Consider the following 15,800-nt stretch of genomic DNA (forward strand, 5'->3'; position numbering starts at 1 on the left):
GTAGGGAAGCGCACGCCGGCCGCGTCGGCGAGCTGGCGGCGGTCGCGGGGGTGCGGTTAGAGCGCCTCCGGCGGGGGCGCTCCGGCTCCAGGATGGCCGGGGCTCCGTCGGCGGGTCGCGGTCCGTCGGTGGTTGCGGTGGCCATCCCGCCTGCCATCAACCCGGGCATGCCGAGCAGACCACCGCCCGACCCGCCAGCGTCCGCACGAGCCGTCAAGGTCCGCTTGACGTGGCGGGCCGGGCGGCGGCCCGCTCCCCAGGAGGGCGGGTCGACGGCAGACGGGATGGCACCTTGGTGAGCATGGGTGGGACAATGTGGACTCCTCCCTCTACCTAACCGGGCTGGCTCCATGACGATGAACGAGATTGGCAAAGCCGTTTTTGAGCAACTGAATCGCCTCCTGGCAGAGAAGGCTAGGCAGGCGAACATAATTGGACACAACCTAGAAAAAGGGCTAGGGAATGAGCATGTGTTGCGCGAGGTCCTGCGTAACTTTTTTCCGGCAAAGTTTGGGGTAGGTAAGGGCAAAATAGTCAACGGTGCTGGCGAATCTAGCAGGCATTGCGACGTCATCATATACGATGCAATGAGTTGCCCGAAACTGTTCGTGGATGAGAACAAGAACCAGATACTTCCAGTCGAAGGCGTACTTGCGGTGATCGAGGTGAAAACTACCCTCACAAAAGTCACGCTTGGGGATGCCTTCGAGAACCTGTATTCGGTGTATGGCTTGCAGCCGGAAAGGCCCGTGCGATCCCTTAACGAACTGGTTGATCACCGGCCGCCAATGCTGCTGGTGCTTGGTTATGGTGGATTGAAGCTCGATACGCTGGACCGGCATTATCGGGATCTGTGTAGCAAGTATCCTGTTCTGAATTCGGCGGCTCGCTATTCAGAAAAGTCTCCGGGGTCAAAGTGGAATCTTGACAGCTATAGATTGGTTTCGGAAGTAGCATGCCTGGGTGAGGGATCCGTCTACGAAATGCTTAATGGGAGCTACCGCAAGGACGCGTGGGGTGACTACACCCTTGGCATGTTCCTGACCTCTCTGCTCTCCGAGCTTGAGGAGATGCCAGCGATGAATGTGGTAATCGGCAACTACTTCAATTACCTAATGTTGGAAGCGGATGGCCTGATCCCACCACGCCGCAGAGGACCTCGAAGCGGCGAGGCCGAAGGCGACGTCACCTGATGGATGCGCAGTCGCTCCTCAGGCAGTGGTCCTGTTGCCGCTGACAGCAGCCATGACAGCAACCAGCCCAGACTGGAGCGGCTGTCGGCGGGGGAGCACGAGCGCTGGACTCGCCTTCCTTTCGCGCCACCACACCCGGACGACGCTGTACCAGAGGTTAGCAACGCTGATTACGAGCGCGACCCATGCAGCCAAGGCGCTCCAGATAGGGGCTTTCACCACTACAGGATACGTGCATGGTCGACAGCTACGGAGGCCAGCGAACCTGGGCCCAGATGCTAGATGCCCGGCGCTGGCAGGTGGCGGACTCAGGCAGCCGGGAGGAAGCACGTGGTGGTGCGGCACTGCTAGACTGAGGCGGTACGTGCCTCCCAGGTGGGGGAGCTGTGGGTTCAAATCCCACACGTCGTGCAGGCAGTGGGTGGGCTGCTCCTAATCCTCGCTCTAATACGTCTTCTGAACATCAGGGCGGTAGCAGTGAGTGAAGGCGCTCCGAAGGAGCCGGAGGGAGAAGCGATGTCCACAAACTCCATAAAGTCAAAGTTGTTCAAAGCGCTAGCGGCGATCACTGAAACGGTATGGATGTACGGGGTTGGGGTAATGGCAACCCTCCCCCTGCCTGGGAGGCACGTCCTTAGAAGTAGTTGCAGTGTCGCGTGATATTCCGACAGAAGGCGACACCTCATCGGAACATCCTTGGACTGGTCGACAGGGGCGACTGGGCCGTCTGGGCGTTGGCGTCGTAGTGGCCAAGCCACCGGCAGCCGAGGTCGCCGACCTCTACACCGCTCGGTCATGGTTCGATGACGGCAGCAATGCCGCGACGACCACCTGACTGACGGGCCAGGGTGGAGCTGCTAACAGCAACCGGCGCGAACGGAGCGCCCCTGTCCCAGGCGGTCCGGAACGGTTGCCCTAGGCCAGAGACGCGGGCGGACCCCGCCGGACAACGCGCCCAGGACTTACAAGCGAGGGCTCTTATGCGATCGCAAGACTCCTACTCCAGGTCTACTCTGTCCCAACCTGGGGGGAGTTTTTCTAGGCCGATCAGGACGTCTAGGTCGAGATGCTCCTTCAACAAGTGTTTAAGATTGCGGCCCTCGATGATCTCGATGCGCCCGTTTGCGGCAGCGAAGTCGCGACTCGCCTTTCCGACCCAAGAGGTAGTGACGAGGACGCCCTTGGCTGCTCGCTTGTGGTCCATTACCCCGGCAAGCGCGTGGATGGCTTCAAGCCCGACGATCTTGCTGTAACGCTTGGCTTGGATTATACAGAGCCCGCCGACGATCGGATCCTCATTGACAGCCACTCCATCGACGCCCTCATCCTTGGATGCCTGCGTGACCCACGACTTCATGCCTATGGCTTCGAAGAGTCGCCGAATGAGGTGCTCGAACTCTCCAGGCGAGAGGGTGAGTAGATCCGTGCGGCTATCTAAGCCAGCGAGCACATCCATCTCGTCAACGAACTTATATTTCGAGAGGTCGAAAGACACCACCGGCCTGACGCCCTCCAGGTCGTACGGGTGCGGAGAGACAATGGCGTTGAGGTGGCTGCGGAGGCACAGCACCGGATCCAGTTCCGGCTCATCGAGTTCCACTACGGCGAACTTGTCCCGCTCTGCACCAACGCTCATCAGGAGCGGACGAACAGATCGGCCGGTGGCCTTGTCTTTCGTGGATACGTAGCCGTTGAAGACGATGCCAGTGACGAGGTCCGGAGGTGTGGCGTCGAACACCTCGGCAATGGTACGCAATGTTAGTCGCGCGAGAATGTCGCCATACAGCTTCTTGATCTCGGATTCTTTGCGAGGTATGGCAACCATTCCTTTCGCCGTCGTATAGCGATAACCGACAACGGTAGGCACGACGTCCTGGAGTGGTAGCTCGTACTCAAGCAGCAATTCCTGAGAAGCTGGATCATAGTGGCCTGCGACCTTTCCCGTCAGACCCTCGGGATAGCGAGACTGAGCAAGGGCGTGTTGCAGACGCTCGACAAATGCAGTGGGGCTACCGTTGGATAACGCCGCCCTGAGTTCCAGGGCAGCCGCTGCGGCACCCCTGTTCCTCGCAACCAGTAGCTGTGCGTACTCCGCGACCCTCATGCCGATAGCGTCGGTCCGAAACTCAGCCTCCATCAGCTTGCCAGCATGCGCCTCTCGTTCCGCCAGGCGCTTCGAGGTGGCTTCCTCCTGTGCCTTCGCACGGGTGTCAGCAGCCCGACGTCGTTCCTCGGCACGCTCACGCTGGATGGCTTCTCGGGCAGCCTTTGTCGCCGCCTGGCCTGCCAGGCGCTTCGCCTGTGCTTCTTGCCGCAATCGCGCTGCTTCAGCCTTCTTTGCCGCAGCCTCCGCCTGCATGGCCTCGCGGTGAGCCTCAGCTTCTTGGCGCTTCTGCTCGGCCATCAACTCTCGGTGCTGGCGTGCCGCTGCCTGCGCCTCAAGTTTCTTAGCCTGCTTACGGGCGTCGAGTATCTGAGCGATGAGACCCTTACGTCGCGCCATGTGTCCTCCGCAGCTTCCCAGGCAGGTGTGAGCCTAGCTCGCGCGCAACGCAGTGAGAAGCGTAGGCAACGGAGAGTAGCAAAGGACGTTATCGGCTCTCTCACTCATCGGCCCGCCCTGACGGTGATCTGTGTTGGACACTTGCCCGAGCCCGTCATACCGGACGCGCCCACTGACGCCGACGACGCGTGGCGAAGGTTCGGTGCGGATACTGGCAGGGTGGTGGAGGAGCAGGCGACGGAGTTGACCCGGTGGACCGTTCACGGCGAGCGGGTGGTCGACGACACCCGTCGGGCACGGCTGAGTATCGCCGAGGTGGAGTTGCCGGACGGGGTTCGCTTCGAGCAGTACGTGATCCGGGCTCCCCGGTCGGCCATGGTCGCTGTACTCGACGATCAGGAACGTCTGTTGTTGATGCGGCGGCATCGGTTCGTGTTCGACCGGTGGGTGTGGGAGCTGCCCGGCGGCTACGTCGACAACGAGGAGCACCCGGCGCAATGTGCGGTACGGGAGGTCGAGGAGGAGACCGGCTGGCGGCCCCAGTCGGTGGAGCCGTTGCTGTCCTTTCAACCGTGGGTTGGGACCGCCGACGCCGAGAATCTGCTGTTCCTGGCCCGGCAGGCCGAGCACATGGGCACACCCGTGGACGTGAACGAGGCTGAGCAGGTCGCGTGGATTCCGCTCGATGAGGCGTACGGCCTGGTGTCTCGGGGCGAGATCGTCGGTGCTGGCACGGTGATCGCCGTGCTGGAGTTGGTCGCCCGCAGGGCTCGGGGGGAGCTGTGATGGTCAGCGTCGGGGGCCGAGGGTGGCGTCGATGCGGCCGGTGAAGTGCCGGACGGCGGGTAGTCGCCGGTGCGGGGCGAGGTGGGTTTGCAGGTCGCGGAGGTAGCGGACGGCTCTGGCTGACCGTAGCTGGGTGGTCAGGGTCAGGGCTTCCGCGCCGATAGCGCAAGCCCGGTCGGGTTCGCCCTGCTGGGCGTGGACGCTGGCGAGTAGGGCGAGGTTGAAGGCTCTGCCGCGCACGTACCGGTTGTCCATGCGGAGGGATCGGGCGGCGAAGCGTTCGGCGTGGGTGTTGCGGCCGAGGGCGTGGAAGCAGTGGCCGAACTTGGCCGACAGGTACGCCTCGTCGAAGTAGCTGAGCCATTGCGGGTCGGCGCTGCGGTCGGCCCGGTCGAGGGCCTGTTCCGCCTGGTGCAGGGCGGCGGCGCAGGCCCGTTCGTTGTTAGCTTTGGCCAGGGCGTGGGCTTCCATGACGTGGGCTTCTGCGGCCAGCACTGGGATGCCGGCGCGGCGGGCTGTCCGGCCGGCGGCGCGGGCCAGGTCGAGGCCGGTGGCGGTGTGGCCGAGGTAGGTGGCCTGGTGGCTCATCGCGGCGAGGATCTCCGCGCCGAGGCCGTCGTCTCCGGCGGCGTGGGCGAAGTCCAGGGCGAGGGTCAGGTACCGCTGGGCGATGCCGTGCTCGGCCGTGTCGTACGCCTGCCATCCGGCGAGCTGGGCCAGCTCGGCGGCGGCACTCAGCAGCCGTTGACCGGTGGCATGGTCGTACCGGCCGTCGGTGAGCAGCGGCGTCACCTCCTGGTGGAGGTAGCGGGCGACGGTGTCGCGGGCGTGCCCACCGCCGTACTGGTTGTCCAACTGGCGGTAGGTCGACGTCATCGCCCGGATGGTGTCAATCTCGGGTTGACCGACCGCGCTGCGGCCAGGCTGGGTGACCGGAGCCGGGTCGGGGGCGGTGAACCAGCGCAGCGCCGGCAGCGTGTAGCCGGCGGAACTGAAAGCCACCTGCCGGAGTACGTCTCGACGGTTCACGTCACCTCGCCAAAGCTCTGCGGCACTGCGTACGTCCTCCTGCCAGGTCCCGTGGAACGGCTCGTGGGTGCGCCGGTCGGGAAAAGCCGGTGGTGCGGTCTGTCGGGGTGCCAGCCCCATCGTGGTCCGCGCCTGGTCGGGCATCCGGCAGCCGTCGGCGATCCGCTCCAGGACGTCGATCGAGGTGACCTTGCGTCCGGCCATGATCCGGCTGACGTAGCCCTGTTCCAGCCCGACGGCCGCGCCGATCCGGCTCTGACTCGCCCCGGTGAGACCCGTGATCCAGCGGAACAGGCCGCCGATGTCGCGGGCAGCCAGGGCGGCCACCACCTCGCCGTGCGACCACGCGTCCTCCGGTATTCGCAGCGGATCGAGCAGCACGGCAGCTCCCAGCGTCGCGTTCCGACTACTCAAGGTGTGCAGAGCGACAGCCTATGGCGACCATTCACGCTGGTCGAGTCGTCCCATGTCACCGTGACATGACCGCTGGCCATGGAACGGCCCGCTGACGAACGGGACCGTCAGCGCATGTCCTTCGATGTCGAGAACCCGCCCGTGGAACCGCCCGCCGACTGCCAACACCGCCTACTGTGGCGACTGGCTCGCGCCCTCTGGGAGGCCCACCGGCCTGACAGCTTCGGCTTCTGCGTGATCGCCGGCTGCTGGCACACGAACCAACGCGACCCCTGCCGGCTCGCACAGCTCGCCCAGGAGGGAATGCGAACCGCCTGCGGCGAGGTCACGCCCGCCTCGCCGCCCTGGATCGCCGTCACCCGCGAGCGCCTGGCGTCCGGCGACGTCGACCCCAGAGACGCCGTCGCCGAAGCCCTCTGGCTCCACCGCCACACCCCCGAGTCGGGGCGGTGACCGATGGGAGCCCTCTACACCTCGGCCGCCTTCCGCGAGTACGCCCAGGCCCAGGTCGACCACGCGGACATCCTGTTGACCAAGCATGCCGAGGCGGCCCTAAGCCTGTGCCGCTGCGGCCGGCTCCACCCCTGCGACGAACACCGTCACTGGCTAGAGATGCGCACCCACTTCCGGCAGTTCCTCGTCGACGAGCAGTACAGCAGCGAAGTACAGCAACCCAGCCCGCCGAACCCGACCCAGCGCGCCCCCAGCAGGCCGGACGACCTCGGATGACACCCGATCCGACCGGCCTGCCGCCAGTTCGGGACGAAGAGGTCGTCGGTTCGAATCCGGCCACCCCGACAGAGGTCAGAGGGCACATCGATTCACTGATGTGCCCTCTCGTGCTTCCTGGGTGACCGACTGCGTGACTATCGGAGCCCCGTGTCACGCCTCGCGGGTCCCCCACCGGCCCGTGACATGATGGCGGCTATGGGCAAGCAGCAGGGCGTCGGTGGGTCGGGTCGTCACGGTGGGCCGGGGGCCGTCGCGGCGGGTGACGGCACAGACCCGCAGCTCGCCGTCGCGCAGGATCCCACGACGTCGCAGATGGACCTCATCGAACTGGCCTCCGACCCGTCGGCTGCGGTCCGCAGGACGGTCGCGGGCCGCCCGGACGCTCCCGCGCAGGCACTGCGGACGTTGACCCGTGATTTCGATCGTGACGTGCGGGAGGCCGTGGCGAGGAACCCTTCGACGTCGGTAGGCAATCTCCTGCGGCTCGTCAAGGATGCCGACCGGTGGGTCCGGTGGGCGGTCGCCGGGAACCCGGCCTGCGACGAGTCGGTTCGCCGGGTGATGGCCGACGCCCGTGACAAGGAGCTTCGCGGTCTCCTCGCGGAGTCCCGCGAACTGGAGCCCGAGTTGGCGGCGCGACTGGTCGGCGATGTCTCACCCGAGGTACGGGAGCGGCTCGCCACCCACACCCACGACCCCGATGTGATCACGGCCCTGATGGCCGACCGCACCGCGCGGGTACGCAAGGGGCTCGCCCGCAATCCGCGGACCACCCCAGCCCAGCGGAGCACCCTCGCCCAGGACCCCGTGGTGGACGTCCGCGTCGCGCTGGTGCTCGCTGTCGAGCTGAGCGAGGCGGACCTGCGACGACTGGTGGACGACCGTTCGGTGCAGGTTCGGACGGCGGTGGCGACCTCGGAGCTGGTCCCGCCGCACATCCGCGAGGCGCTGGTCGGCGACCCCGACGAGATGGTCGCGGGTGCGGCCCGGGACTTCCGTCCGGGGACGGCCGGCACCCCGGTGGTACGGGCACCGCGCCTGGGACATCGGACCTCTCCGAACGACTGAGGGCCGACCCCGACCAGCACCCCCGACCGAATCAACGGGACCGGGAACGGGACGTTGCGGAGTGCATGGGAGACGGGACGTGGCGTACCTGTTCCTGCTCGGGGCGATCGCCAGTGAGGTGGTCGGGACCAGCCTGCTCAAGTCGACGAACGGGTTCACCCGGTTGTGGCCGACCGTCGGGCTGGTGGTCGCGTACGTCACGGCCTTCGGGTTGCTGTCGCAGGCGGTCAAGACGGTGCCGGTCGGGGTGGCGTACGCGATGTGGTCCGGCCTGGGCACGGCGGCGATCGTGGCGATCGGGGCGGCCTTCCTCGGTGAGCCGCTCTCCGTCACGAAGGTCGTCGGGGTCGGCCTGATCATCGCCGGGGTGGTGATCCTCAACCTGGGCGGTACGCACTGACCACCGGGCCGCCGACAAGACCTGGCAGTGCAGGCTGCCGACAAGGACCGGCAGCGCAGTCCGCCGGCAAGGCCTGGCAATGCGGGTCACCGACGAAGACTGGCAAGGCGGATTGCCGGAGTGGCAAGCTTGTCGGCATGGAAGACGACCTCGACCAGTCACTCGACGCGGTCGGGCCTCGGCTGCGGGCGCTGCGGCGGCAGCGGGAGGCCACCCTCGCCGAACTCTCCACCGAGACCGGTATCTCGGTCAGCACCCTGTCCCGGCTGGAGTCCGGCACCCGTCGACCGACCCTGGAGTTGCTGCTGCCGCTGGCCCGGGTGCACGGGGTCACGCTCGACGAGCTGGTCGGCGCACCGCCGACCGGGGATCCGCGCATCCACCTGCGCCCTGTCACCCGGCACGGGATGACGATGCTGCCGTTGACCCGACGGGCCGGCGGGATCCAGGCGTACAAGATTATTCTGACGTCGCGGAGGGCGGAGCCCGAGCCGCAAACCCACGAGGGCTACGAGTGGCTGTACGTCCTCGACGGGCGGCTGCGGGTCGTCCTCGGCGAGCACGACCTGGTGCTGGCCCCCGGTGAGGCTGCCGAGTTCGACACCAGGGTGCCGCACTGGTTCGGCCCCGCCGACGACGAACCTGTCGAGTTTCTCAGTCTCTTCGGTCGGCAGGGTGAACGCGCCCACCTGCGCGCCCGCCCCCGGGGCGGGTCCGGGAAGGCAGACCGGGGCTGAGACCGCCCGGCACATCGACTGATTCTCAGCTCACGCCGCTAGTCTCGGAGGCCATGCGAACCAAGCAGGAGCTGAGCACGACCATCCGCCGGGACCGACGGGCGGCGCTGGTCATCAACGCCCACTCCCGTCGCGGCCGTCGGCTCTACGAGCAGGCCCGGTCGCGGCTGCTGGCGGCCGGTTTCGACCTGATCGGCACGTACCCGGTGGAGCGGCCGGGCGAGTTGGAACGCAGCCTCCACGAGGCGGTCGGGCGTGGGCCGGATCTGCTGGTCACCGGGGGTGGCGACGGTACGCTCAGCGCCGCCGCCCGGCTGCTCGCCCACGCCGACATGGCCCTCGGCCTGCTGCCGCTGGGCACCAGCAACAACTTCGCCCGGACCGTCGGCGTCCCGATCGACCTGGACGGGGCGATCGGCGTACTCACCGACGGCAAGGTCATCGACGTCGACCTGGGGCTCGCCGGGGAGATGCGTTTCGCCAACCACGTCGGGATCGGGCTCTCCGCCGACATCATGCGGCACACCCCGCACCGGTTGAAGCGGTTCACCGGCCGGTTGGCGTACCCGACGACCGCCCTGGCCCTGCTCACCCGGCATCGGCCGATGCGGGCCACGGTGCGGGCCGCCGGGCGGGAACACGAGTTCGTCACCCACCAGATGTTCGTCGCCAACGGCGGGTTCCAGGCCGGTCGGCCGATCACCGCCGACGCCGACGCCGACGACCGGCTGCTGGTGGCGTACCCGGTGGGGGGTCCGGCAGTGCCGGGCCTGCTCTGGGACGCGGTGCGCAACGCCGTGACCGGCCACCGCCGCACCCTCGGCGACGACCCGTTCCTGGCCGTCAGCGAGCTGGTGGTGGAGACCGACCGTCCGGCCCGGGTCGAGGTGGACGGCGAGTTGTGCGGTCAGACCCCGATCCGGATCGGCCTGGACGCCAACGCCCTGCGGGTGATGGCACCGGCGGACAGCCCCGACCGGTGACCGGCCGCAGTTGACCTCAAGTGAGGTTGAGTACCTACCGTCGGGATGGTCCAACCGAGTTCCGTGGAGGGAAACAAGAGATGAGCAGTCCGACGTTGCAGGTCGCAGTGATCATGGGGAGTGTCCGACCGGGGCGGTTCGGTCCCGTCGTCGCCAACTGGGTGGTCGGTCAGGCCAGCGAACGCAAGGACCTCACAGTCGACCTGGTGGACCTCGTCGACCCGGAGCGCATCACCGAGCGGCTCGCCGCCGCCGACGCGTTCGTGGTGGTGACCCCGGAGTACAACCACAGCTACCCGGGTGCGCTGAAGGACGTGATCGACGCGCACTACCTGGAGTGGCGGGCCAAGCCGGTCGCCTTCGTGTCGTACGGCGGGCTCTCCGGCGGGCTGCGCGCCGTCGAGCACCTGCGGCCCGTCTTCGCCGAACTGCATGCTGTCACCATCCGGGAGACGGTCAGCTTCCACGGCGCGGCGGATCGGTTCGCCGAGGACGGCCAGCCCCACGACCGGGCGGGCACCGACGCCGCCGCCCGTCGCCAGTTCGACCAGCTCGTCTGGTGGGCGCAGGCGCTCCGGGAGGCCCGCGCGCTGCGGCCGTACGCCGCCGGCTGAGTGTCCGCCCCGCCCCCTGCGGGAACGGTGGACGTCGGATCGGGGGCGTTCCCAGCGGGGGGTCGGGCGGGTTCTCCGGTCGGGTTGACCTCAACCACGGTGCAGTTCCTAGCGTCGGTCCCATGACGACGATGACCCGAACCGACACCTGGCCCGATCCCACCCGAACGGATTCCGGCCTCATCCTGACCAGCATCTGGCGGGTGGGCACCACCGAACGGCAACAGGCGGTGGTGGCGGCGATAGTCGAGGCGTACGCGGACCGTCCGGGGGTGGACGGGCTGCTGTCGTACAGCGTCTTCGTGGGCACCGACGGCGACACCGTCCGGCACTACACCCTGTGGCGGGACGAGGACGCGTACCAGGCGTTCTTCGCCGATGGGCGACAGCAGCGGGTGGACCGGATCGACACGGCGGTGCCCGGGATCGAGCGGCTGGACCTCACCCGGTACCGGCTCTACCGGGGACAGCGGGTCGACCCCGCGCCCCGTCCCGGTGCCCTGGTGGCGGTGCAGGTCCAGACGCCGGACGAGGTGACCGCCAGGTCCTGGGTGGACGCCGTCCTCGTCGCCCTCGACGCCGACCGGGCCTCGGCGGACGGCCCACCCGAGGGCGGGATCGGCGGGTTCTTCCACATCAGCGAGGACGGCACCCGGGTGCTGAACTTCGCCGAGTGGTCGTCGGTCCAGGCGCACGCCGACGCCCTGGCCGCGAACGGCGGCAGCGTCTCGCGGGGGCCGCTCTGGGACCGGGTCCGGGCCTTTCCCGGGGTACGTCAGGTCGGCGTGGATAGGTTCCACCTGGCCGCCACCTTCGAGCCCACCGACCCGGCCGACGGGGTCGGCTGAGCCCTCTCCGCCAGGTTGACCAGGGGCGATACGAGACAAGCCCAGGTACCGTCGGCCCATGCGTAGTCGTTACCCGCCCTCCAAGATCCAGTTGTTGGTCACCACGGTGGTCACCGGTGTGGTCACCCTGGTCGCGGTCTCGTACATGTTCGGCAACGGATTCTCGACCTTCGGCCTGATCTGGGTCGGCATGGCCGGTTACATCGGCGTGCAGGCCGCCAAGAACCTCAAGAAGCGGGTGGTGGACGAGTCCACTCTCGAGGGGCGCCCTGGTCCCGAGGGACTGGACCGGTCCCGCTCCGGTGAGCCGGACTGGTCCGGTCCCGACCGGGCACCCTCGCCCCACCTGCGGTCGACCGACCAGACCCGATGGGGCGACGCCCCGTCGACGGACCAGACCCGATGGGGAGGCGCCCGGTCGACGGACCGGCCGGGGTGGGGCGGCACCGAGTCGGCGGACCAGGTCCGGTGGCGCGAAGCCGAAGCAGCCGACCAGGCCCGGTGGGACGCGGCCCAGGCGGCGGACCAGGCCCGCTGGCGGGACGCCGAGTCGACGGACCGGCCCCGCAACAGCCCGATCGAGGAGGTCGGCGGAGCCCGGATCACCAGCCCGATCGAGGAGGTCGGGTGGGCCGCCCGGCTGCGGCGGCTGCGGCAGTCCGGCGAGAACGCCCTCTCCCGCCCGCAACGGCAGCCCGCGTCGCCGGGCGAGCGCCCCGCGCCCGCGTACGATCAGCGCCCCGCCCGGCGCACTCCGGGCCGTACCGGTGCGATTGTCAGTGCGGTGGTCAGCTCGGTCGTCTGGCTGGTGGTGATCGCCGTCGTCCTCAACTTCTTCCCCCGGATGGGCTTCCCCGGTTCCGAGGGCGACGGCAGCTCGTTCCTCTACCTCTGGGCCGGCGCGGGTGCCCTGATCATCGTGGTGAACCTGGTACGGGCCTTCACCCGCCGCTGAGACGACGCCGGCCGCAGGAGGGGACCAGCGACCGGTCGACCCGGAACGCGCCTTCGGCGCCGACCCCCGGGACCGGGGTCGACGCCGAAGGGCCGGGTGGGAATCAGCAGTTCTTGTAGCTTTCGACCTTCTTCCAGGAGCAGGAGTCGATCTGCTTGCCGGTGGAGTTGCGCAGGTACGCGGTGTCCCCGGTGTTGTTCCAGACGTGCCAGCCGCGACCCCAGTACCGCTTGGTGGCGCTGTTGGTCCCCTTGCCGGTGTGCAGGACGATGCTGGCCTTGGGCTTCAGCTTCACGTCGCCGAACGTGTAGACGTGCCGGGCCTTGTCCCGGACCGTCCAGTTCTTCAGGCTGACGGTGGTGGAGCGCCGGTTGGTCAGCTTGACGTACTCGCCGTTGACGCTCTTGTTCGACGAGGTGTCGGTGCCCGGCGAGTTGACGTAGACCCTGGTGATCTCGACGGCCGGAGCGGCCTGCGCCGGACCGGCGACGGTGATCGCCGCCCCGAACCCGACCGCGACGGCCATGGTGACGCCCAGCAACTTCCTCACTCGTTTCCCCCACAGAAATGGTGACGACCGGCCGCTGCGCTGCCGGTGTGAAATCCACGCCCCCGACGTGGAGCCTGAGGTTACCGACGCGCGGCTCGCTTGTGGACCGTCGACGGGCGCTGGCCGGCAAGTGGACCTGCGGGGCTGACCGCATGATCACCGAACGTCCAGCCGGGGCCCGCCGAAGGTCGGCGCGACCACCGACGGGACCCGGTGCGACAGTCCGTCCCGGGCACCCCGGCCACCGGCCCGGTCAGGCCGTCGGCCGCCACCGGCTGATCACCGTGAGCCGTTCGGCCAGGTACGCGCCGAACCGGCGCACCGGCCACCCGGACACCCCCACCACCGACCAGTCGATCATCAGCAGGTGGACGGCTGTCCACAGCCTGTGGATGGAACATGTGTACGAAGACGGGGACCCGCCCGTCGGTGAGTACCCTTGACGAGTCAAGCATCCCCCCTCACCTGGAACGACGTATACGTGGATCATCACCGGGTCATTCGTGACGTCACGGTCCGCCTGCCGATGGCGTCGACCGCTGTCGAGGCGTGCCAGTGGACCGTCGCCGCGCTGGCCCGCTACGCACCGGCCACCATCTGCGTCCTGCTCCAGGTGCACGACCGGCTCCGGTGCATCGCCGCCACCGGCTCCTGGCAGGTCTTCTCGACAGTCGCCCCGAAGGCGGGAATCGTCGGCCGGGTGTACGCCACGGGCGTCGGATCGACGGTCCCGCACGTCACCGAGGACCCCGACTACCTGCCGGTACGCCCCGACGTGACGGCCCAGGTGTGCGTACCGGTGCTCGACCCGGCGGGGCGGCCGATCGGCGTACTCGACCTCCAGTGGTCGGACCCGGTGGAGCTGGACCAGTGGCGGGAGACCGCCGAACGGGTGGCGAACCGCCTCGGGGCCCGGATCGTGGCGTTGGGCGGCCCTCCGGCCGAGAGCCGCAGCGAGAAACTGCTCCGGCACGCCGCCGCGATGACCACCGCCGCCACCGAGCGGGAGCTGTTGACCATCGCGATCAGGGCCGCTCGGGACGTCTCCACCCTCTGTGCGGCGGTGCTGGTCCTCGACGACGACCGAGGTGGGCCTCGGCTCGGCTCCCCCACCGGCACCCCCGGTGAACTGGAGCGTCGGGTTCGGGCGGAGCTGACCGAGGCTACCGGCGGCACCCTCGGCCGGATGGTCGCCCGCGCCCACCGGCACGGGTCGGCGTACACGTTGGGTGAGGCAGGCCACCCGCCGACAGTCGACTACGCACCACTGGCCCGCGCCGGGGTCCGGACCCTGATCGTGGTGCCGGTCGGCCCCCCCGACGACGGTGGTGTCCTCCTGGTCGCCGACGAACGGCTGCTCAGCCCCGACCCGACCACCGTCAACCTGATGGAGTTGCTCGCCGGTCAGGCGTGGACCTGCCTGGACCGGCTGCGTACGCTGGCCCAGCTCAGCGAGCAGGCCAGCTCGGACCCGTTGACCGGGTTGCGGCACACCGGCCCCTTCGGGCAGCGGATCGCCGCCGCCACCCCGGGGCGTACCGCCCTGCTCGCCATCGACGTCGACGGGTTCAAGAGCGTCAACGACACGTACGGCCACCAGGCCGGCGACCGGCTGCTGGTCGGGCTGGCCCGGGCGTTGCAGGGGGCGCTGCGTCAGGGCGACGAGCTGTTCCGGGTGGGTGGGGACGAGTTCGTGGCGGTGATCGAGGTGAACCGTCCCGCCGAGGCGGTCCGGATCGGTGAACGGTTGGCCGAGGCGGCTCGCCGTACCGGCCAGACCATCAGCGTCGGGGTCGCCCTGGCCGAGCCCCGGGAGACCCCGGAGGCCACCCTCCGCCGGGCCGACCAGGCCCTCTACGCCGTCAAACGCAACGGTCGCAACGCCGTCCGCCTCTCCCCCACCCCCTGACGCTCCGGGGGTCAGCGGGTGGTCAGCTCCTTGGCGATCAGTTCGGCTATCTGGGCGGTGTTGAGGGCGGTCCCCTTGCGGAGGTTGTCGCCGGTGACGAAGAAGTCGAGGGCCCGTGGGTCGTCGAGGGAACGTCGGAGCCGCCCGACCCAGGAGGGGTCGGTCCCGACCGCGTCGATGGGCATCGGAAACTCGCCGGTCTCCGGGTCGTCGACCACGATCACGCCGGGGGCGTTCCGAAGGACCTGACGGGCCCCCTCGGTGTCGACCTCGGCGGCGAAGACCGCGTGCACAGCCACCGAGTGTCCGGAGACCACCGGCACCCGGACGCAGGTGGCGGAGACCTTCAGGTCGGGCAGGCCGAGGATCTTGCGGGACTCGTCGCGGAGTTCCATCTCCTCGGTCGACCACCCGTCGTCGACCGCAAGACCGGCCCAGGGGACCACGTTGAGCGCCAGCGGGGCGGGGAACGGGCCCAGTTCGTCGCCGACGGCCTGCCGTACGTCGCCGGGGCGGGAGCCGAGTGCACGGTCCCCGGCGACCTTGCCGAGCTGGGCGTACAGGGTCTCCGTTCCGGCCCGCCCGGCCCCCGAGGCGGCCTGGTACGAGGCGACGACCAGCTCACGGAGGTGGTACTCGCGGTGCAGCGGGGCCACCGCCACGATCATGGCGAGGGTGGTGCAGTTGCCGTTGGCCACGATCCCCCGGGGCCGGTGGCGTACCTGCTCAGGGTTGATCTCGGGCACCACCAGCGGGACGTCCCGCTCCATCCGGAAGGCGTCCGAGTTGTCCACCACCACGGTGCCCCGGGCGACGGCCACCGGGGCCCACTGCGCGCAGACCTCGGCCGGCACGTTGAACACGGCGACGTCTACCCCGTCGAACGCCGCCGGGGTGAGGGCCTCGACTGTCAGCTCCTCGCCCCGACACGACACCCGCCGGCCCACCGAGCGGGCCGAGGCGAACAGCCGGATCTCGCCCCACAGGTTGCGGCGGGCGGAGAGCAGTTGACACATCACGGTGCCGACGGCACCTGTCGCCCCGACCACGGCCAGGGTGGGCAGCGCCCCCACTGTCGG

Annotated in this window: 16 protein-coding genes; 12 read left to right on the top strand and 4 right to left on the bottom strand. The window is 68.7% G+C overall.

Annotation, left to right across the window (positions count from 1 at the left end; translation table 11 throughout):
- The first annotated feature begins 350 nt into the window (after positions 1–350).
- The gene (locus ABT336_RS09745; protein WP_350896116.1) at positions 351–1,193 is read left to right on the top strand and encodes a DUF6602 domain-containing protein; all 843 of its coding nucleotides are present in this window, start codon (positions 351–353) and stop codon (positions 1,191–1,193) included.
- A 997-nt stretch (positions 1,194–2,190) separates the two neighbouring features.
- Here ABT336_RS09745 and ABT336_RS09750 read toward each other — a convergent pair.
- Entirely contained in the window at positions 2,191–3,696 is a 1,506-nt protein-coding gene (locus ABT336_RS09750) for a restriction endonuclease (RefSeq protein WP_350896117.1), read from the bottom strand.
- 219 nt (positions 3,697–3,915) lie between these two features.
- On the opposite strand from ABT336_RS09750, the gene ABT336_RS09755 reads away from it, so the two are divergent.
- The gene (locus tag ABT336_RS09755; RefSeq protein WP_350896118.1) at positions 3,916–4,482 is read left to right on the top strand and encodes an NUDIX hydrolase; all 567 of its coding nucleotides are present in this window, start codon (positions 3,916–3,918) and stop codon (positions 4,480–4,482) included.
- A gap of 3 nt (positions 4,483–4,485) precedes the next feature.
- Here ABT336_RS09755 and ABT336_RS09760 read toward each other — a convergent pair whose 3' ends face one another.
- The gene (locus tag ABT336_RS09760; protein ID WP_350896119.1) at positions 4,486–5,892 is read right to left on the bottom strand and encodes an NsdA family TPR-like regulatory protein; all 1,407 of its coding nucleotides are present in this window, start codon (positions 5,890–5,892) and stop codon (positions 4,486–4,488) included.
- Between the two features lie 147 nt (positions 5,893–6,039).
- Here ABT336_RS09760 and ABT336_RS09765 point away from each other — a divergent pair, with 147 nt between their 5' ends.
- The 9 genes from ABT336_RS09765 (at position 6,040) to ABT336_RS09805 (ending at position 12,262) form a co-directional block, all read left to right on the top strand.
- Complete coding sequence (locus ABT336_RS09765) at positions 6,040–6,378, top strand: hypothetical protein (protein ID WP_350896120.1); 339 nt, start codon at positions 6,040–6,042, stop codon at positions 6,376–6,378.
- A gap of 3 nt (positions 6,379–6,381) precedes the next feature.
- Complete coding sequence (locus tag ABT336_RS09770; protein WP_350896121.1) at positions 6,382–6,654, top strand: hypothetical protein; 273 nt, start codon at positions 6,382–6,384, stop codon at positions 6,652–6,654.
- Between the two features lie 198 nt (positions 6,655–6,852).
- The gene (locus ABT336_RS09775) at positions 6,853–7,725 is read left to right on the top strand and encodes a hypothetical protein (protein WP_350896122.1); all 873 of its coding nucleotides are present in this window, start codon (positions 6,853–6,855) and stop codon (positions 7,723–7,725) included.
- A gap of 79 nt (positions 7,726–7,804) precedes the next feature.
- Positions 7,805–8,125, top strand: coding sequence for a DMT family transporter (locus ABT336_RS09780; RefSeq protein WP_350896123.1), 321 nt, complete (start codon positions 7,805–7,807; stop codon positions 8,123–8,125).
- 137 nt (positions 8,126–8,262) lie between these two features.
- Entirely contained in the window at positions 8,263–8,862 is a 600-nt protein-coding gene (locus tag ABT336_RS09785) for a helix-turn-helix domain-containing protein (protein WP_350896124.1), read from the top strand.
- A gap of 53 nt (positions 8,863–8,915) precedes the next feature.
- Positions 8,916–9,845 (top strand): diacylglycerol/lipid kinase family protein, encoded by a 930-nt coding sequence (locus ABT336_RS09790; RefSeq protein WP_350896125.1) that lies wholly within the window; start codon positions 8,916–8,918, stop codon positions 9,843–9,845.
- A gap of 80 nt (positions 9,846–9,925) precedes the next feature.
- The gene (locus ABT336_RS09795; protein WP_350896126.1) at positions 9,926–10,459 is read left to right on the top strand and encodes an NADPH-dependent FMN reductase; all 534 of its coding nucleotides are present in this window, start codon (positions 9,926–9,928) and stop codon (positions 10,457–10,459) included.
- 131 nt (positions 10,460–10,590) lie between these two features.
- Positions 10,591–11,307, top strand: a complete 717-nt coding sequence (locus ABT336_RS09800; protein ID WP_350896127.1) for an antibiotic biosynthesis monooxygenase — start codon at positions 10,591–10,593, stop codon at positions 11,305–11,307.
- A gap of 58 nt (positions 11,308–11,365) precedes the next feature.
- Positions 11,366–12,262: a hypothetical protein gene (locus ABT336_RS09805; protein WP_350896128.1), complete on the top strand. Its 897-nt coding sequence runs from the start codon at positions 11,366–11,368 to the stop codon at positions 12,260–12,262.
- 103 nt (positions 12,263–12,365) lie between these two features.
- Here ABT336_RS09805 and ABT336_RS09810 read toward each other — a convergent pair whose 3' ends face one another.
- The gene (locus ABT336_RS09810; RefSeq protein ID WP_350896129.1) at positions 12,366–12,812 is read right to left on the bottom strand and encodes a lamin tail domain-containing protein; all 447 of its coding nucleotides are present in this window, start codon (positions 12,810–12,812) and stop codon (positions 12,366–12,368) included.
- Positions 12,813–13,293: 481 nt separating this feature from the next.
- Here ABT336_RS09810 and ABT336_RS09815 point away from each other — a divergent pair, with 481 nt between their 5' ends.
- Positions 13,294–14,721, top strand: a complete 1,428-nt coding sequence (locus tag ABT336_RS09815) for a sensor domain-containing diguanylate cyclase (RefSeq protein WP_350896130.1) — start codon at positions 13,294–13,296, stop codon at positions 14,719–14,721.
- A gap of 11 nt (positions 14,722–14,732) precedes the next feature.
- On the opposite strand, the gene ABT336_RS09820 is transcribed toward ABT336_RS09815, so the two are convergent.
- The gene (locus ABT336_RS09820) at positions 14,733–15,794 is read right to left on the bottom strand and encodes an aspartate-semialdehyde dehydrogenase (RefSeq protein ID WP_350896131.1); all 1,062 of its coding nucleotides are present in this window, start codon (positions 15,792–15,794) and stop codon (positions 14,733–14,735) included.
- Positions 15,795–15,800: the final 6 nt, after the last annotated feature.

Origin of the sequence: Micromonospora sp. NPDC000207 (genome assembly GCF_040300925.1) — a bacterium.
Classification (GTDB): Bacteria; Actinomycetota; Actinomycetes; order Mycobacteriales; family Micromonosporaceae; genus Micromonospora.